The organism is Rhodococcus sp. YH1 (assembly GCF_009939605.1).
Classification (GTDB): Bacteria; Actinomycetota; Actinomycetes; order Mycobacteriales; family Mycobacteriaceae; genus Rhodococcus; species Rhodococcus aetherivorans.
Genome location: NZ_WVTE01000028.1, coordinates 1 through 17,145, shown reverse-complemented (window position 1 = coordinate 17,145; position 17,145 = coordinate 1). Strand labels below are relative to the sequence as shown.

Sequence of the window (17,145 nt, the reverse complement as noted above, 5' to 3'; positions counted from 1 at the left end):
GCGGCACGCGCGGTGACTGCCGAATTTGGTGGTCGGCCGCACTCAGCGCTCGCGTTGTTCCTGGGACGATCAATTCCATTCACAAGCTACGCCGTCGTCGTCCCGATCGAGTTCAAGTCTATACAAGGCCCGCGAAATCTACGAGCCGATCGTCAAGTGCACGATCATCTCCCCGAGCGAGTTCATCGGTTCGATCATGGAACTGTGCCAGTCGCGGCGCGGCGAGCTCGGCGGCATGGACTATCTGTCCGAGACCCGCGTCGAGCTGCGCTACACCCTGCCGATGGCCGAGATCATCTTCGACTTCTTCGACTCGCTGAAGTCCCGCACCCGCGGCTACGCCAGCCTCGACTACGAGGAGGCCGGCGAGCAGGAAGCCGCGCTGGTGAAGGTGGACATCCTGTTGCAGGGCGAGGCCGTCGACGCGTTCAGTGCGATCGTCCACAAGGACGCGGCGGCCGCGTACGGCAACAAGATGACCACCAAACTCAAGGAGCTCATCCCGCGGCAACAGTTCGAGGTCCCGGTGCAGGCGGCGATCGGGTCGAAGATCATCGCCCGGGAGAACATCCGCGCGATCCGCAAGGACGTGCTCGCCAAGTGCTACGGCGGCGACATCAGCCGCAAACGCAAGCTGCTCGAGAAGCAGAAGGAGGGCAAGAAGCGGATGAAGACGATCGGCCGGGTGGACGTTCCGCAGGAGGCGTTCGTGGCCGCGCTCTCGTCCGAGGCGTCTGCCGACAAGCCGAAGGGGAAGTAGCCCACCGTGCTCGAGACCTGGCTCACGCGCACCCTGGGCGTCACCGTCCCGCTGCTCGGCGCCCCGATGGGAGGCCGCGCCGGCGGCCGGCTGGCCGGCGAGGTGACCCGCGCGGGGGGCCTCGGTCTGATCGGAGCCGCGCGTTACAACACCCCGCAATGGCTGGCGGCCGAGTCTGCGGTGGCCCGCGAACTCGGCGGCGGGCTGCTCGGTTTCGGCCTGATGACGTGGTCGCTGGCCGCCGACGACAGTCTTCTCGACGCGGTGCTGGCCGAACGGCCCCGGGTGGTGTCGCTGTCCTTCGGCGATCCGGCACCCTATGTGCCGCGCGTGCACGCGGCGGGCGCCCTGGCGATCTCCCAGATCAACACGATCGAGGACCTGCGGATCGTCGAGGCCGCCGGGGTCGACGCGGTCGTCGCGCAGGGACACGAGGCCGGCGGGCACACCGGCCGCATCGGGACGCTGCCGCTCCTGCAGGAGGTGCTCGAATCGACGTCGCTGCCGGTGCTCGCCGCCGGCGGCATCGCGTCCGGACGGGGACTGGCCGCGGTGCTCGCGGCCGGCGCCGAGGGCGCGCTCGTCGGCACCGCGTTGCTGGCGAGCCCCGAGACGGTCGGCCCGGAGTATGCCCGGGACAGGCTCGTCGCGGCGAGCAGCACCGACACCGTCTACACCGACGTCTTCGACCGGGCCCGGCACCAGCCGTGGCCGGCGCGGTGGGGCGGCCGGGCCCTGACGAACGACTACACCGCCGAGTGGCACGGGCGCGGCGCCGACGAGGAGACCCTCGCCGCCGCGTACGACGGCGACGACCCCCGGCTCGGCGTGGTCTACGCGGGCGAGGCGGCCGGACTCGTGCGGGAACAGCGGCCCGCCGGCGAGATCGTCCGCGACATCGCGACCCGCGCGGAGGAACTGCTGCGCCGCTTCGGGTAGCGGGTCAGGGCGCCGGACGCGCGGGCAGGAACTCCCCGGCCGCGATCTGTTCCTCCGCCCGGATCACGTGCACGACCGCGTTGATCTGCGCCAGGTGGGTGAAGGCCTGGGGGAAGTTGCCCAGGTGCCGGCCCGAGCGCGGGTCGATCTCCTCGGCGTAGAGCTTGAGCGGGCTGGCGTAGCCGAGGAGTCGTTCGCACAGGGTGCGGGCCCGTTCCACCTCGCCGATCTCCACCAGGGCGGAGACCAGCCAGAACGAGCAGATCGTGAAGCTGCCCTCCTCGCCGGTCAATCCGTCGTCGGTGGAGTCCACCCGGTACCGCAGGACCAGGCCGTCCTCGGTCAGTTCGTCCTCGATCGCCAGGACCGTCGCCCGCACCCGCGGGTCGTCGGCCGGCAGGAACCGCAGCAGCACGACCAGCAGCGCGGACGCGTCCAGGGAGGGATGACCGTAGCGCTGGGTGAACACCCCGCGTTCGTCGACGCCGTGGGCGAGAATGTCCGCCTTGATCTCGTCGGCGACGGCGTCCCACCGCGCGGCGTGGTCCGGGCGGCCCTGCATGCGCGCCAGTCGCGCGCCGCGATCGAGGGCGACCCAGCACATCACCTTGGACGAGGTGAAATGCTGCGGCTCTCCCCGGACCTCCCAGATGCCGCGATCGGGCAGGCGCCAGTGGTCCTCGGCCTGGCCGACGAGCCGCTGCACGGCCGGCCAGAAGGTCTGGGGCATGTGCCGGCGGGTCCTCGCGTGCAGGTACACCGAGTCGAGCATGGCGCCCCAGATGTCGTGCTGCGTTTGGTGATACGCATCGTTGCCGATCCGCACCGGACGGGCCCCGTCGTAGCCGCACAGGTGGTCGAGCTGCGATTCGGTGAGCACGCGCTCCCCACCCACGCCGTACATCACCTGCAGCGGCTGCAACCGGCCGTCCTCGCTGCGGGAGGCGTCGGAGATGAACGCGAAGAACGCGTCGGCCTCCCGGTCGAGGCCGAGGGTGTACAGGCCCCACAGTGCGAACGTGGAATCCCGCACCCATGCGTAGCGGTAGTCCCAGTTACGTTCTCCGCCAGGCGTTTCCGGGAGAGACGTGGTGGCCGCCGCGAGCAGGGCGCCGGTCGGTGCGTAGGTCAGGCCCTTGAGGGTCAGGGCGCTGGCCTGCAGGTAACTCCGCCAGGGGTGATCGGGGAAACGGCCCGTGGTGATCCACTCGCGCCAGAAGTCGGCCGTCTCCGCCATTTTCGCGGCGGCTTCCTCGAACGTGGCGGGACACTGCACATCCGACCACGACAGCGCGACGAACGCCTTGTCGCCCTTGACCATCCGGGTGCGTGCCCGGGCCTCGCCGCCCTCGAGCCCGAGCCGGAGGTCGGTGGTGAGCCGTAGTTCGGGATGCTCGCCGGGTTCGCCGCCGGTGCAGAACGCGGTGGCCTCCTCGTACACCTTGCCCGTGTACTCCCAGCGCACCGGGGCGCGGTGGTAGTCGAACGCCGGCGCGCAACTGACGTCGAGTTCCACCGTCCCGCTCACGCAGCGGACGGTGCGCAGCAGAATGTGCTCGGCGTCCCAGTCCGTCGGCGTCCGGGTGTGAGTGCGCGATCGTTCCTGGACGGCGTGCCAGGGCCCCATCACCAGCGCGTCCCGCACCACCATCCATCCCGTCTCGGTCTGCCACGTGGTCTCGAGGATCAGTCCGCCGGGCAGATACCGGCGTGCGGCGGGCACGGTGCGGTCGTGCGGTCCGACGCGGAAGTACCCGGCGCTGCGGTCGAGAATCGCCCCGAACACGCTGGGCGAGTCGGGCCGGGGCAGGCACATCCATTCCACCGCCCCGTTGCGCGCGATGAGGCATGTCGTTTCGCAGTCCGACAGGAACGCGTAGTCGTCGATCGGCGGGTACGGGCTGCGGTGTGGCGGGTGGGAATGCGCGGAGGAGATCCCGGACCCCGGAAACGTCTGTGCCATCACCTCATGATCCCGGCACCCGGCCGTCGGCGTCCACCGAAACGGCGACGACTAGGGTGGGGGCGTGGATCGGGTGGCATCGTGGTGGGACGGCTTCGAGTTGTGGCTGGCCGGCCTTCCCTTCGTCCCGCAGGTCGCGCTGGTGCTGGTCGTCATGGTGCCGTTGTGCGCCGGCGTGGCCTGGCTGCTCGACCGCGCCCTCGCGGGCGTGCTCGCGGCCGTCGGACGCAGAGAGCCGGCCGCGTCCGAACGGAAGACGGAGGATCGCTGACATGCCACGCTCGCGCGTGACCCTGGCCCTGCTGGCCCTGCTCGTTCTCGTCGTCGTGGCCTGGCTGCTGACCCGCTGACCCTGCGCCGGAGGTACGTCGTGAAATCTCGTCCGGGCCGGCGCGTCGCGGCGCTCGCCTCGATCGCGGCCGTCGTGCTCACCGCGTGTTCGGCCGGCTCCGGCGATCGCGGCGACGCGGCCGAGGCCGCCTCCGGGCCCACCGTCGACCTGTACGCCCACGAGGGTGCCCGGGCGGCGCTGGACACGGTGATCGCCGCGTTCGGCGCCACCGAGGCCGGCGAGGACGTCCGGTTCGACGTCGCGTCCGGTCCGTCCGCGCAGCAGGCCGTCGCCGTCGTGGACGGCGCCTCGGCCGATTTCGTCACCTTCGCATCGGTGCCGGACCTGACCGGCCTCGTCGACGCGGGACTCGTCGACCCGGACTGGAACGCGGGAGCGTACCGGGGAGTCCCGTACGGGTCCGTCGTCACGATGGTCGTGCGGGAGGGCAATCCGCGGGGTGTGGCGGGCTGGGACGATCTGCTCGCGCCCGGTCTCGAGGTGATCACCCCCGACCCGTCGGCCTCCGGTGCGGCGAAGCTGAACCTGCTCGCCGCGTACGCCGCGACGAGCGACGGCGGTGCCGATCCGCAGGCGGGGCTGGACTACCTCGCCGCGCTCGTCGGTGACCACGTCGAAACCTCGCCCGCGAGCGGCGAAGAGGCCGTGGAGGCGTTCGTGCAGGGTGCCGGCGACGTGCTGCTCCTCTCGGAACAGGAGGCGTTGCGGCTCGAGCGCGACGGCGCCGCCGTCCGGCGTGTCCCCCTGACCACCACTCTCCGGATCGACAGCCCCGCCGCGGTGATCGACAACGCACCCGACGTGCGGGCGGCCCAGGAGTTCAACGACTTCCTCTACACCGGGGAGGCGCAACGGCTGTGGGCGGCGGCCGGATTCTGGCCCGCCGACCCGGGTGCCGCACGCGAGTTCGCCGACGACTTCCCGGCTCCCGAAAGACTGTGGACCGTCGAGGATCTCGGTGGCTGGAGCACGGTCAACGCCGAGCTGTTCCGGCCCGGTACCGGCAGCATCGCCGTGATCTACGCCGACGCGGCGAACTAGGGCGACGGAGCCGGGGATCCGCGCGCCCTGCGGACTGCTGCGCTCGAAATTCCTTGCGCGACCGGAGGTCACGGCCGCATGCGTCACTCGCGGCAGATGAGTACCGGGCAGCGGGAGTGATGGAGCAGGCCCTGGCCGGTGGAGCCGAGCAGAGCCGACGCGATCGTGCTGCGACCGTGGCTGCCCACCGCGACGAGTTGCGCGTCGATGGAACGCTCGATGAGGGCCACCATCGCGCCGCGGCGCTCGAGCTCCGTCCGCAGCTCGACGTCGGGATACCGCTCGCGCCAGCCGGCCAGGCTCTCCGCGAGGTCGGCGACCTTCTGCTCCGCGTACGTCGTCCAGTCGACGAAGCGGGCGGACTCGTCGTAGCCCCGCAGGGTCGACTGCTCGGTCCATGCGTGCACGGCGATCAGCGGTACGCCGAGGAACGACGCGAACTCGAACGCATGCTCGATGGCGGCGTTGCTCAACGCGCTGCCGTCGACGCCGACGACGACCGGCCGGGTGTCCACCTCCTCGTGGTCGCCCTCGCCCCGCCACGCCACGACCGGGCAACGGGCGTGGTTGGCGACGCGGACGACGTCGGAGCCGGCGAACATCGAGCGCAGTTCGCCGGTCGTGGTCCGGCCCACCACCAGCAGGCGGGCGGTCTTCGACAGTTCGACGAGGGTCTTCGCCGGCGGTCCCGGCCGGCTGCTGCATTCGACCGTCACGTCCGTGCGGCCGTCGAGCGCCGCCCGGCGGGCGCGTTCGAGCAGCCGTTCGCTGTCGGCCTGCAGGAGCTTGGCGAACTCCTCCTTGGATCTGCCGCCGGTCGCGCTCGGCGCATCGGGCAGCACGTTGACGAGGTGCAGCGGCTCGCGGAAGATCCGGGCGGCAGATGCGGCCCAGTGGGCCGCGGAGAACGAGCCGTCCGAACCGTCGATGCCGACTACGATCCCGTGCCGAATCGGTGCTGTGGCCATGACGATGCCTCCTTGCCTCGACTCCAGTCTGTCCCGATAGGACCGGCGTGCGCCAGAGGCAATCGGTGGTTGTCAGGCGATGTGGCGCGCGGTGATCCCGGCGTGCACGAGCGACTGCCGGTAGCGCTCGTCGATCACGAGCCCGACGGAATCGGAGGCCGCGAGGGTGGCGGCGCAGCTGACCTCGGGGAACGCCGCGCGGGCGGCGGCGACGGCGCGGTCCCACAGCAGGCCGGGGGCGAGCATCCACGGCGCGAGCACGAGGGTGGTGGCGCCGGCGGCGCGCAGGGCCGCCAGGGCGTCGACGACGGTCGGTGCCGCGGCGGTGGCGAAGCACGTCCGGCCCCACGCCCACGACGTGCCCCGCAGCAGGCGCGGGGTGATCGCGTCGGTGGCGGCGTTGGCGTCGTGGCGGCGGGATCCGACCGCGCACAGCGCGACGCCCACCGTCGGGTCGGTCCGGGAGACACCGGTGGCGGCGATCGCCTCGCGGGCCGCCGCGACGAGACGGTCGTCGGCGCCGAGGACGTCCGCCTGGATCACGTCGAGAAGCGGGTGCCGGGCGCGGGCCTCGGCGAGCAGCGCGGGCAGATCCACGCGGGCGTGGAAGGCGCTGCCCAGCAGCAACGGGACCACCACCACGCGGCGGTGTCCCTCGGCGGCGAGGGCGTCGACGACCTGCCCCACCGACGGGGTGTTCAGGTCCAGGAACGCAAGCCGCACGTCCCGGCCCGGGTGGCGTTCCCGCAGCGCCGCGAGCACGGCAGCCATGGCGCGCGCCGAGCGCGGGTCACGGCTGCCGTGCGCGACGGCGACGAGCGGGATCATGCGGGGACGCGGTCCCCGAGTTCGATCTCGGCGAGGCTGTTGCCCACCAGGCCCGCCGCGAGGGTGTTGCCGCCCGCGGGATCGATGAGCAGGAAGCTGCCCGTGCGCCGGTTGACCTTGTAGTCGTCGGCCGCGATGGGCTCGGCGACCCGGACGGTGATGCGGGCGATCTCGTTGAGCTCGAGCGACTCGGGGGTGGGAACCGAGGTCAGGGTCTGCTCGTCGAAGCGCTCCTCGAGCGTCCCGACGATCGCCTGCGTCGTGCGGGTGCCGTGCTTGAGCAGCAGCCGGGCACCGGGCCGCAGCGGCTTCTCCGCCAGCCAGCACACCGTCGCCTCGAACTGGCCGATCGGTTCCGGGGCGGCGGCCGGGGCGGCGATGACGTCGCCGCGGGAGACGTCCACGTCGTCCGCGAGGATCAGCGTGACGCTGCGGCCGGCGTGCGCGACGTCGAGCTCGCCGTCGGCGGTGTCGATCCGCTCGATCGTGGTCCGGGTGCCCGCGGGCAGGATCACGACCTCGTCGCCGGGACGGACACTGCCCGCCGCGACCTGTCCGGCGTAGCCGCGGTAGTCCGGGAACTCGGCGGTACGGGGCCGGATCACGTACTGGACCGGGAACCGCAGCCCGATCTCGTGACGGCCGTGGACGTCGGCGTCGACCGGGACGGACTCGAGGTGCTCGATGAGCGTCGGACCGTCGTAGTACGGCGTGTTCTCCGAACGGACCGCGACGTTGTCCCCGTGCAGGGCGGAGACCGGGATCTCCTGCACGTCCTCCGGGGACCAGCCGAGCGACCGGGTCAGGGTGTTGAACTGGTCGCAGATGTCGGCGAACACGCGCGCCGGGTCGTCGACCAGGTCGATCTTGTTGACCGCCAGGACGAGCTTGGGCACGCCGAGCAGCGCGAGGACGGCGGCGTGCTTGCGGGTCTGCGCGATCACGCCCTTGCGGGCGTCGACGAGCAGCACCACGAGCTGGGCGGTGGACGCACCCGAGACGGTGTTGCGGGTGTACTGCACGTGTCCCGGGGTGTCCGCGAGCACGAAGCTGCGCCGGGGTGTGGCGAAGTAGCGGTACGCGACGTCGATGGTGATGCCCTGTTCGCGCTCGGCGCGCAGGCCGTCGACGAGCAGGGACAGGTCGGGGGTGTCGAGACCCTTGTCGACCGAGGCGCGGGTGACCGCGTCGATCTGGTCGGCCAGCACGGACTTGGTGTCGTACAGCAGCCGGCCCACGAGGGTGGACTTGCCGTCGTCGACGCTGCCGGCGGTGGCGAGTCGAAGGAGGTCGCTCATGATCAGAAATATCCCTCTCGCTTGCGGTCCTCCATGGCCGCTTCGGAAACGCGGTCGTCGCCGCGGGTCGCCCCGCGCTCGGTGAGCCGCGACGCGGCGACCTCGGCGAGGATCGCCTCGTTGTCGGCGGCCTCGGACAGGATCGCGCCGGTGGTGGAGCCGTCGCCGACCGTGCGGTAGCGCACCGACCGGACCTCGAGTTCCTCACCCTCGGCCGGGCCGCCCCAGACGCCGGGCGTCATCCACATGCCGTCGCGCCGGTACACCGGGCGCTGGTGGGCGTAGTAGATGCCGGCGAGTTCGACGTTGTCCCGGGCGATGTACCGCCAGATGTCGAGCTCGGTGAAGTTGCTCAGCGGGAAGACCCGCACGTGCTCGCCAGGGGCGTGCCGGCCGTTGTACAGGTTCCACAGCTCGGGCCGCTGCCGCTTGGGATCCCACTGGCCGAAGGCGTTGCGCAGCGAGAAGATCCGCTCCTTGGCGCGGGAGCGCTCCTCGTCGCGGCGGCCGCCGCCGAACACCGCGTCGAAGCGGTTCTCGGCGATGGCGTCGAGCAGCGGCACCGTCTGCAGCGGATTGCGGATCCCGTCGGGCCGCTCGGTGAGGCGGCCGTCGGCGAGGTAGTCCTCGACCTTCGCCACGTGCAGCCGCAGCCCGTACTTCTCGACGACGTGGTCGCGGAACTCGAGGACCTCGGGAAGGTTGTGCCCGGTGTCGACGTGCAGCAGCGCGAACGGCAGCGGCGCGGGCCAGAAGGCCTTGAGCGCCAGATGCAGCAGGACCGTCGAGTCCTTGCCGCCCGAGAACAGGATCACCGGGCGCTCGAATTCGCCGGCGACCTCGCGGAAGACGTGGATCGCTTCGGACTCGAGCGCGTCGAGGGTGTCGAACCTGTCGCCGTCCGACTTGCGCCGGGATTCGGAGAAATTCGTGTCGATGAGTGTCATGAGGCGTGCAACCCGCATTCGATCTTGGCTCGGCCGGCCCACCGTCCGCTGCGCGGATCGGCTCCGGGTAGTGGTTTGGCGGTGCAGGGGGCGCACCCGATGGACGGATAGCCCTCGTCGACCAGGGGATTGACGAGGATCCCGTGCTCGTCGATGTAGTTCTGCATGTCCTCGTCGGACCACGCGGCGATCGGGTTGATCTTCACCAGCCCGAAGGCATCGTCGAAGGAGATCAGCGGGGCGTTGGCCCGGGTGGGGGCCTCCACCCGGCGGATGCCGGTGACCCACGCCTGATAGCCCTTCAGGGTCTCCTTCAGCGGCACCACTTTCCGCAGGCGGCAGCACTCGTTGGGGTCCCGCGCGAACAGATCCTTGCCGAGCAGTGCGTCCTGCTCGGCCACCGTCTGCTGCGCCTTGGCCTCGACCAGGTTGACGCCGTACACCTGCGCCACGGCGTCACGGGTGCCGAGGGTCTCCGCGAAGTGGTAACCGGTGTCGAGGAACAGCACGTCCACGCCGGGATGCACCTGCGCCGCGAGGTGCACGAGCACCCCGTCCTGCATGTTCGACGCCACGATGTACGAGTCGCCGAAGTTCTCCTCGGTCCACTGCAGCAGTTCCCGCGCCGAGGCGCCGTCGAGAGTGGCCGCCCCCTGCGCGGCCAGCTCCCTCAGTTCCTCCGTTGTCCGTGTCGTGGTCACGTTCCGTCCTTCGATCGTCTGCTCCCCGGTCATCGCAAATCGGCCTCGTCCGCGCGCAGCACCCACTGCGAGAAGCGTTCTCCCGCAGTGCGGTGCTTGACGAAGTTGCGCACCACGCGCTCGATGTAGTCGCCCATCTCGGCGCTGGTCACCTTGTGCTGGCGCAGCTTGCGGCCGAACGCGGCATCCATGCCGAGCGTCCCGCCGAGGTGCACCTGGAAACCCTCCACCTGGTTGCCGTCCCCGTCGTCGACGAGCTGGCCCTTGAAGCCGATGTCGGCGACCTGCGAACGCGCGCACGAGTTGGGGCAGCCGTTGATGTTGATCGTCACCGGAACGTCCAGCTGGGCGTTGATGTCGGCGAGGCGCTGCTCGAGCTCGGGCACCAGCGCCTGCGAGCGCTTGCGGGTCTCGACGAACGAGAGCTTGCAGAACTCGATGCCCGTGCAGGCCATCAGGTTCTTGCGCCACGGCGTCGGGTTCGCGGGCAGGCCCAGTTCGCCGAGGTCGGCGATCAGCTGATCGACCTTCTCGTCGGCGACGTCGAGCACGATGAGCTTCTGGTACGGCGTGAAGCGGATGCGATCGGATCCGGCCTTCTCGGCCGCGTCGGCGACGGCGGCGAGCATCGTGCCGGATACCCGGCCCGCGATGGGGGCGACGCCGACCGCGTTGAGCCCGTTGCGCAGCTTCTGCACGCCCACGTGGTCGATCGGGCGCGCCGGCTTCTCCGGCGCGGGTCCGTCCAGCAGCGGCCGCTTCAGGTATTCCGTTTCGAGAACGTCCCGGAACTTCTCGACGCCCCAGTCCTTGATCAGGAACTTCAGCCGCGCCTTCGAGCGCAGGCGGCGGTAGCCGTAGTCGCGGAAGACCGACACGACGGCCTCCCACACGTCGGGCACCTCGGCGAGCGGGATCCACGCGCCGACCCGTTGCGCCAGCATCGGATTCGTCGACAGGCCGCCGCCGACCCACAGGTCGAAGCCGGGGCCGTGCTCGGGGTGGTTCACGCCGACGAACGCGACGTCGTTGATCTCGTGCACCACGTCCTGCTGACCGGAGATCGCGGTCTTGAACTTGCGCGGCAGGTTCGAGTACTTCGGGTCGCCGATGTAGCGGCGGACGATCTCCTCGACCGCCGGTGTGCCGTCGATGATCTCGTCGAGGGACTCGCCGGCGAGGGGGGAACCGAGCACCACGCGGGGGCAGTCGCCGCACGCCTCGGTGGTCTTCAGGCCGACGGATTCGAGACGGCGCCAGATCTCCGGGACGTTCTCGACCTCGATCCAGTGGTACTGGACGTTCTCGCGGTCCGACAGGTCGGCGGTGTCGCGAGCGAACTCGGTCGAGATCCCCGCGATCGTGCGCAACTGCGCGAGGTTCAGGGCGCCGCCGTCGCAGCGCACCCGCATCATGAAGTACTTCGCCTCGAGCAGATCGATGTTCTCGTCGCCGGTGTAGGTGCCGTCGTAGCCCTGTTCGCGCTGCGTGTACAGGCCCCACCAGCGGAAGCGGTTGCGCAGGTCGCTCCGGTCGATTCCGTCGAATCCCGTGTGCGCATAGATGTCTTCGATGCGCCGGCGCACGTTGAGCGGGTTGTCGTCCTTCTTGACCTGCTCGTTGGGGTTGAGCGGCTCACGGTAGCCGAGGGCCCACTGGCCCTCCGCGCGCTGCTTGGCGGGCCGGGCCGGGCGGCGGCGGGCCGCGGCGGTTTCGGTCGTATCGCCGGCGGGGGAGACGTCGGTGGTCGACGACATACGGGTACTCCTGGAGTTCGCGAGGGACCGGATCGGGATCGGCAGGGCGGGCTGAGCCCGGCGCGGACATGCCTCGACCCGGCGGGAAGCGGGGGCTGCCGGGGGTGGGGCCGACTATCGACAGTCGGCGCAGAAACCGGCGGTGCAGGACAGACACCGCGATGCACAGACACGCTTGAGGTCGACGTGGCGTCGCGCCACGAGTCGCACTCCGGGTCCGGTCATGCGGACCATTGTGCCATGTCACGGGCCTGTTCTCGAAACGTGGCGGTATTTACGCCGAATTTCGGGGAAATGCCGAGGTGACAGCGCCGGGCCGGGGTGGCGTGTCCGGGCCGTGTCCGGGCGGCGGGCTCCGGTCGGCCTTCTGGAACACTGGGGGAGTGAGTGGAACCAATGTCGGAGTCGGAGCAGGGTTCGAATTGCCGGCCTCGGCCCTCGCCGGTGTCGGTTCCCGCCCGTTCGGCGTGTACGTGCACGTCCCGTTCTGCGCGAGCCGCTGCGGCTATTGCGACTTCAACACCTACACCGCCGGAGAGCTCGGGACGTCCGCGTCTCCGCAGTCGTGGCTCGAGGGGTTGCGCAGCGAGCTCGACATCGCGGCGCGACTGCTCGGCGCCCCGGCGGCGCAGACCGTCTTCGTCGGCGGTGGCACCCCGTCGCTGCTCGGTGCCGACGGCCTGTCGCAGGTGATCGCGGCGGTCCGGTCGAGCTTCGGCCTCGCCCCGGGCGCGGAGGTGACGACGGAGTCCAACCCGGAATCGACGTCGCCGGAGTTCTTCGACGGCATCCGCGGGGCCGGTTACACCCGCGTGTCGCTGGGCATGCAGTCCGCCGCTCCGCACGTGCTCGCGGTGCTCGACCGCACGCACACCCCGGGCCGGGCCGTCGCGGCCGCGGGCGAGGCGCGGGCCGCCGGATTCGACCACGTCAACCTGGACCTGATCTACGGCACCCCCGGCGAGCGGGACGAGGACCTCGACGCGTCCCTCGACGCCGTGCTCGCTGCGGACGTCGATCATGTCTCGGCGTACGCGCTGATCGTCGAGGACGGCACCGCGCTCGCCCGCCGGGTGCGCAGGGGCGAACTGCCGGCCCCCGACGACGACGTGCTCGCGGCCCGCTACGAGCGCATCGACGCGCGGCTCGAGGCCGCCGGCCTGACCTGGTACGAGGTGTCGAACTGGGCGCGCGCCGGCGATCCGTCGGCGCGGTGCGCCCACAACCTCGGCTACTGGGACGGCGGCGACTGGTGGGGGGCCGGGCCGGGCGCGCACAGCCACGTCGGCGGCGTCCGCTGGTGGAACGTCAAGCACCCGGCGCGCTACGCGGACGCGCTCGCCGCCGGCGGGCTCCCGGTCGGGGGCAGCGAACTGCTCACCGCCGGCGACGTCCACACCGAACGGGTGATGCTCGAGGTGCGGCTGCGCACCGGCCTGCCGCTGGACGTGCTCGCCCCCGAGGAACGACGCGCCGCCGAGACCGTCGTCGCGGACGGCCTCGCCGACCTGCGCGCCGGCCGGCTGGTGCTCACCGATCGCGGCCGGCTCCTCGCCGACGCGGTGGTGCGCGCGATCCTGACCTGACCGCGCAGCCGCCCGGCGCCCTCACCGCGCAGCGGTGCGATGTCCTGACCGCGCAGCGGTGCGATGTCCTGACCGCGCAGCGGTGCGATGTCCTGACCGCGCAGCGGTGCGATGTTCCGGCCGCGCAGCGGTGCGATATCTACGCCTCGGTGGTGTCGGCGTCCGGGGCGTGAGGGAACAGGGCGTCGTAGTCGAACACTCGCGCATGCAGGACGGTGCGGTTGCGCAGCGCCGAGCGCACGGCCCGGTGCAGGCCGTCCTCGAGGTACAGCACACCCTTCCACTGGACCGCGTGCGGGAAGAGGTCGCCGTAGAAGGTGGAGTCCTCCGACAGCAGCCGGTCGAGCTCGAGCACCTTCGTGGTGGTGACGATCTGGTCGAGCCGCACCTGCCGGGGCGGGATCTGCGCCCAGTCGCGCAGCGAGAGCCCGTGGTCGGGATACGGCTTGCCGTCCCGGACGCCCTTGAAAATCATGGCACCAACTTACGACGCCTCGCCGGCGGGCGCCGTCCCGCTCGCCGTCCGGGACCGGCGACTAAACTGGAGCGAAACGGCACGCAGTGCACCGTCCTGCGGTGGTGCGTGCCGTTCCGGGTGCGACAGCAGAGACGGAGGTGGGCGGGATGTCGAGCACCGAGGAACGGCGCTTCCAGGTGTTGCGAGCGATCGTGGCCGATTACGTGTCCACCAAGGAACCCATCGGTTCGAAGACGCTCGTCGAGCGCCACAACCTGGGCGTATCCAGCGCGACGGTCCGCAACGACATGGCCGTGCTCGAGGCCGAGGGGTACATCACCCAGCCGCACACCAGCTCCGGCCGGGTTCCCACGGACAAGGGCTACCGCCAGTTCGTCGACCGGATCGCCGACGTCAAGCCCCTCTCGGGGGCCGAGCGCCGGGCGATCCTGCAGTTCCTCGAGTCGGGTGTGGACCTCGACGACGTGCTGCGGCGCGGCGTCCGGCTGCTGGCGCAGCTGACCCGGCAGGTGGCGGTGGTGCAGTACCCCACGCTGTCGGCTTCGTCGGTCCGCCACCTCGAGGTGGTCGCGTTGACCCCCGCCCGGTTGCTGCTGGTGCTCATCACCGACTCCGGCCGGGTGGACCAGCGCATCGTCGAGCTCGGTGACGTCCTCGGCGAGGAGGACCTGTCGCGGCTGCGGGACCTGCTCGGTGCCGCGCTGACCGGTAAGCGGCTCGCCGCGGCGTCGATCGCGGTGAGCGAGCTGGCCGAGGACGCGCCCGACGAGCTGCGCGATGCGGTCATCCGCTGCGCCACCGTGCTGGTGGAAACCCTCGTCGAGCATCCCGAGGAGCGGCTCGTGCTCGGCGGCACGGCGAACCTGACGCGCAACGCCGCCGACTTCGACCCGCACGCCGGCTTCCCCGGCTCGCTGCGTACCGTGCTCGAGGCGCTCGAGGAGCAGGTGGTGGTCCTCAAGCTGCTGGCGGCGACGCAGGACGCCGGTCGCGTGACGGTGCGGATCGGCGAGGAAACCCAGGTCGAGCAGATGCGCGGCACGTCCGTGGTGTCCACCGGGTACGGTGCCGCGGGCACCGTCTTCGGCGGCCTCGGTGTGCTCGGCCCCACCCGGATGGACTACCCGGGGACCATTGCGTCGGTGGCTGCGGTCGCCCGCTATATCGGTGAGGTGCTCGGCGAACGCTGAGCGCCGGGCGGCGCGGACGGACCACCCGACGACACAACATCTGTGCGAATAGAGAAGGACGAAGAACTCACGTGGCACGGGACTACTACGGGACGCTCGGCGTGTCGAAGAACGCGACCGATCAGGAGATCAAGCGGGCGTATCGCAAGCTCGCGCGCGAGCACCACCCGGATGTGAACCCGGACGAGGCGGCGCAGAAGAGGTTCCAGGAGATCTCCACAGCGTACGAGGTGCTCTCCGACCCGGAGAAGCGGCGCATCGTCGACCTCGGCGGGGATCCGCTCGGGTCCGGGCCGGGGGCGGGCGGTGGCTTCTCCGGTGCCGGCTTCGGCGGCCTCGGCGACGTGTTCGAGGCGTTCTTCGGTGGCGGGGCCACCACGTCCCGCGGGCCCAGGGGCCGCGTTCAGCCCGGCGCGGACTCGCTGCTGCGCACCCGGCTGACGCTCGAGGAGTGCGCCACCGGTGTCAGCAAGCAGATCGCCGTGGAGACCGCGATCCTGTGCGACGGCTGCGCCGGGTCCGGTACCAACGGCGACTCCAAGCCCGTGCGCTGCGAGACGTGCGGCGGCGCCGGTGAGGTGCAGTCGGTGCAGCGCTCGTTCCTCGGCCAGGTGATGACCTCGCGGCCGTGCCCGACCTGCCGCGGCGCCGGCGAGACGATCCCGGACCCGTGCCGCAAGTGCGGCGGCGACGGCCGGGTGCGGGCCCGCCGCGAGATCACGGTCAAGGTGCCGGCCGGTGTCAGCAACGGCATGCGCATCCGGCTGGCCGCGCAGGGCGAGGTCGGCCCCGGCGGCGGCCCCGCCGGCGACCTGTACGTCGAGATCATCGAGCAGGCGCACGATGTGTTCGTGCGCGACGGCGACGACCTGCACTGCACGATCCGGATCCCGATGGTCGACGCGGCGCTGGGCACCACCGTCGTGCTCGACACCCTCATCGACGGACCCGCCGAGATCACCGTCGAACCCGGCACGCAGCCCGGGTCGGTGGCGGTGCTGCGGGGCCACGGCATGCCCAAACTGCGCTCCGGGGTGCGCGGGGACGTGCACGCCCACCTCGAGGTGGTGGTCCCGTCGAAGCTCGACGGCAAGCAGTCCAAGCTCCTCGAGGAGTTCCGTCGCAAGCGCGAGCACGAGGTGCCCGAGGTCGTCACCACCGGCTCGCAGCACGCCGGGGGCTTCTTCTCCCGGCTGCGCGACGCGTTCAGCGCGCGCTGAGGCCCGGGCGGTGGCCGCAACCCTGTTCTATCTCGATCCGCTGCCCGAGGCCGGGGCTGTCGCGGTCCTCGACGGCAAGGAGGGCCGCCATGCGGCGACGGTGCGGCGCATCGCGGTGGGTGAGCGCCTCGTCCTGTCGGACGGCCACGGCCACGTCGCCGACGTGGAGGTGACGGCCACCGCAAAGGACCGGCTCGAGGCCCGCGTCCTGGCTCGGCGCGAGGTCCCCGCACCGCGCCCGTGGGTCACCGTGGTGCAGGCGTTGCCGAAGTCCGATCGTTCCGAACTGGCCGTGGAGCTGGCGACGGAGGCGGGTGCCGACGCGTTCGTGCCGTGGCAGGCCGCGCGGTGCGTCGCCCGCTGGGACGGGCCGAAGGCGGCCAAGGGCGTCGCGCGATGGCAGGCCGTCGCGGTGGCGGCCGCGAAACAGTCCCGGCGCGCCCACGTTCCCGAGGTGGCGCCGGTACAGCGGACCGCGGGCGTCGTCGAGGCCGTGCGCGCGACCGTCGCCCGCGGGGGTGTCGCGGCGGTCCTGCACGAGTCGGCAACCGAACCGTTCGTCGTGCTGCCGCTGGCCGACGTCCCCGAGCTGATGCTTGTGGTCGGGCCGGAGGGCGGCGTCGACGACGCCGAGATCGCGGCGCTGACGGCCGCGGGGGCCCGGCCGGTGCTGCTCGGGCCGACGGTGCTGCGAACGTCCACCGCCGCGGCCGTCGCGCTCGGAGCGGTGGGAGTGCTCACCGCACGGTGGAGCGCCCGGCCCGTCGAATGACCCGGGAACCGGCTCCGGAACGCGTTCGGAGGCTTCCGGTTCCGGGCTTTCCTGGGGATCTCGCCGCGCGGACCGCGCTTCACGGGGCCCGGCGGTCGAGCCGTACGGCCAGGCCGTCGAGCGGCGCACCCAGGCCTAGCTCGAACAGGTGGTCGAGGTCGAAGTCGTAGCACTCCGCGGAGAGTGCGACGAGTGACCGGGCGAACGTCGGGTAGCTGCCGGAGCCGACGATCGCCTCCAGCGCGGGAAGCTGGTCGTCCACATGAGCCCCTGCGGCTCCCGCACGGTGCGCGGCTGCCGCTGCACTAGCGTGTCACGCATGTCCCGAACCCGTATCGCCTACGG

General features: G+C 71.4%; 17 protein-coding genes and 1 pseudogene. 8 read left to right on the top strand and 10 right to left on the bottom strand.

Annotated elements, in window-relative coordinates; all coding sequences use genetic code 11:
• Positions 1 to 69 precede the first annotated feature (69 nt).
• Positions 70 to 126 carry an excalibur calcium-binding domain-containing protein gene (locus AIIKEEIJ_RS34250; RefSeq protein WP_202916518.1) on the bottom strand — a complete coding sequence of 19 codons (57 nt, stop codon included), beginning with the start codon at positions 124 to 126 and terminating at the stop codon, positions 70 to 72.
• Here AIIKEEIJ_RS34250 and AIIKEEIJ_RS03260 point away from each other — a divergent pair.
• Both AIIKEEIJ_RS03260 and AIIKEEIJ_RS03255 read left to right on the top strand, forming a co-directional pair.
• Positions 125 to 760 (top strand): annotated as a pseudogene (locus tag AIIKEEIJ_RS03260) (elongation factor 4); the annotation flags it as partial. The gene AIIKEEIJ_RS34250 and the pseudogene AIIKEEIJ_RS03260 sit on opposite strands and share 2 nt — an antisense overlap.
• 6 nt (positions 761 to 766) lie before the next feature.
• Entirely contained in the window at positions 767 to 1,699 is a 933-nt protein-coding gene (locus AIIKEEIJ_RS03255; protein WP_161994927.1) for a nitronate monooxygenase, read from the top strand.
• Positions 1,700 to 1,703: 4 nt separating this feature from the next.
• On the opposite strand, the gene AIIKEEIJ_RS03250 is transcribed toward AIIKEEIJ_RS03255, so the two are convergent.
• On the bottom strand, positions 1,704 to 3,662 hold the full coding sequence (locus AIIKEEIJ_RS03250; protein WP_029544363.1) for a glycoside hydrolase family 15 protein: 1,959 nt from the start codon (positions 3,660 to 3,662) through the stop codon (positions 1,704 to 1,706).
• A 64-nt stretch (positions 3,663 to 3,726) separates the two neighbouring features.
• Here AIIKEEIJ_RS03250 and AIIKEEIJ_RS03245 point away from each other — a divergent pair, with 64 nt between their 5' ends.
• On the top strand, positions 3,727 to 3,933 hold the full coding sequence (locus AIIKEEIJ_RS03245; RefSeq protein ID WP_006933801.1) for a hypothetical protein: 207 nt from the start codon (positions 3,727 to 3,729) through the stop codon (positions 3,931 to 3,933).
• Between the two features lie 99 nt (positions 3,934 to 4,032).
• Positions 4,033 to 5,055 carry an extracellular solute-binding protein gene (locus AIIKEEIJ_RS03240; protein WP_161994926.1) on the top strand — a complete coding sequence of 341 codons (1,023 nt, stop codon included), beginning with the start codon at positions 4,033 to 4,035 and terminating at the stop codon, positions 5,053 to 5,055.
• A gap of 83 nt (positions 5,056 to 5,138) precedes the next feature.
• On the opposite strand, the gene AIIKEEIJ_RS03235 is transcribed toward AIIKEEIJ_RS03240, so the two are convergent.
• The 6 genes from AIIKEEIJ_RS03235 to AIIKEEIJ_RS03210 form a co-directional block, all read right to left on the bottom strand.
• A complete protein-coding gene (locus AIIKEEIJ_RS03235) occupies positions 5,139 to 6,023 on the bottom strand; it encodes a universal stress protein (RefSeq protein WP_029544359.1) in 885 nt (294 codons plus the stop codon).
• A 72-nt stretch (positions 6,024 to 6,095) separates the two neighbouring features.
• Positions 6,096 to 6,851, bottom strand: coding sequence for a CbiX/SirB N-terminal domain-containing protein (locus AIIKEEIJ_RS03230; protein ID WP_161994925.1), 756 nt, complete (start codon positions 6,849 to 6,851; stop codon positions 6,096 to 6,098).
• Positions 6,848 to 8,149 (bottom strand): sulfate adenylyltransferase subunit 1, encoded by a 1,302-nt coding sequence (locus tag AIIKEEIJ_RS03225; protein WP_072635498.1) that lies wholly within the window; start codon positions 8,147 to 8,149, stop codon positions 6,848 to 6,850. The genes AIIKEEIJ_RS03230 and AIIKEEIJ_RS03225 overlap by 4 nt, the downstream gene beginning before the upstream one ends.
• A gap of 2 nt (positions 8,150 to 8,151) precedes the next feature.
• A complete protein-coding gene (cysD, locus tag AIIKEEIJ_RS03220) occupies positions 8,152 to 9,096 on the bottom strand; it encodes a sulfate adenylyltransferase subunit CysD (RefSeq protein ID WP_006933809.1) in 945 nt (314 codons plus the stop codon).
• On the bottom strand, positions 9,093 to 9,830 hold the full coding sequence (locus tag AIIKEEIJ_RS03215) for a phosphoadenylyl-sulfate reductase (RefSeq protein WP_006933811.1): 738 nt from the start codon (positions 9,828 to 9,830) through the stop codon (positions 9,093 to 9,095). The genes cysD and AIIKEEIJ_RS03215 overlap by 4 nt, the downstream gene beginning before the upstream one ends.
• Entirely contained in the window at positions 9,827 to 11,554 is a 1,728-nt protein-coding gene (locus tag AIIKEEIJ_RS03210) for a nitrite/sulfite reductase (RefSeq protein ID WP_161994924.1), read from the bottom strand. The genes AIIKEEIJ_RS03215 and AIIKEEIJ_RS03210 overlap by 4 nt, the downstream gene beginning before the upstream one ends.
• Positions 11,555 to 11,937: 383 nt before the next feature.
• On the opposite strand from AIIKEEIJ_RS03210, the gene hemW reads away from it, so the two are divergent.
• Positions 11,938 to 13,140 (top strand): radical SAM family heme chaperone HemW, encoded by a 1,203-nt coding sequence (gene hemW, locus AIIKEEIJ_RS03205; protein ID WP_161994923.1) that lies wholly within the window; start codon positions 11,938 to 11,940, stop codon positions 13,138 to 13,140.
• Between the two features lie 139 nt (positions 13,141 to 13,279).
• On the opposite strand, the gene AIIKEEIJ_RS03200 is transcribed toward hemW, so the two are convergent.
• Positions 13,280 to 13,615, bottom strand: a complete 336-nt coding sequence (locus AIIKEEIJ_RS03200; protein WP_006933828.1) for a type II toxin-antitoxin system VapB family antitoxin — start codon at positions 13,613 to 13,615, stop codon at positions 13,280 to 13,282.
• A 149-nt stretch (positions 13,616 to 13,764) separates the two neighbouring features.
• On the opposite strand from AIIKEEIJ_RS03200, the gene hrcA reads away from it, so the two are divergent.
• The 3 genes from hrcA (at position 13,765) to AIIKEEIJ_RS03185 (ending at position 16,800) form a co-directional block, all read left to right on the top strand.
• Entirely contained in the window at positions 13,765 to 14,808 is a 1,044-nt protein-coding gene (gene hrcA, locus AIIKEEIJ_RS03195; protein ID WP_050035407.1) for a heat-inducible transcriptional repressor HrcA, read from the top strand.
• Between the two features lie 71 nt (positions 14,809 to 14,879).
• A complete protein-coding gene (gene dnaJ, locus AIIKEEIJ_RS03190) occupies positions 14,880 to 16,028 on the top strand; it encodes a molecular chaperone DnaJ (RefSeq protein ID WP_006933832.1) in 1,149 nt (382 codons plus the stop codon).
• A 10-nt stretch (positions 16,029 to 16,038) separates the two neighbouring features.
• The gene (locus AIIKEEIJ_RS03185) at positions 16,039 to 16,800 is read left to right on the top strand and encodes a 16S rRNA (uracil(1498)-N(3))-methyltransferase (RefSeq protein WP_161994922.1); all 762 of its coding nucleotides are present in this window, start codon (positions 16,039 to 16,041) and stop codon (positions 16,798 to 16,800) included.
• Between the two features lie 79 nt (positions 16,801 to 16,879).
• On the opposite strand, the gene AIIKEEIJ_RS03180 is transcribed toward AIIKEEIJ_RS03185, so the two are convergent.
• Positions 16,880 to 17,062, bottom strand: coding sequence for a hypothetical protein (locus AIIKEEIJ_RS03180; protein WP_161994921.1), 183 nt, complete (start codon positions 17,060 to 17,062; stop codon positions 16,880 to 16,882).
• Positions 17,063 to 17,145 lie beyond the last annotated feature (83 nt).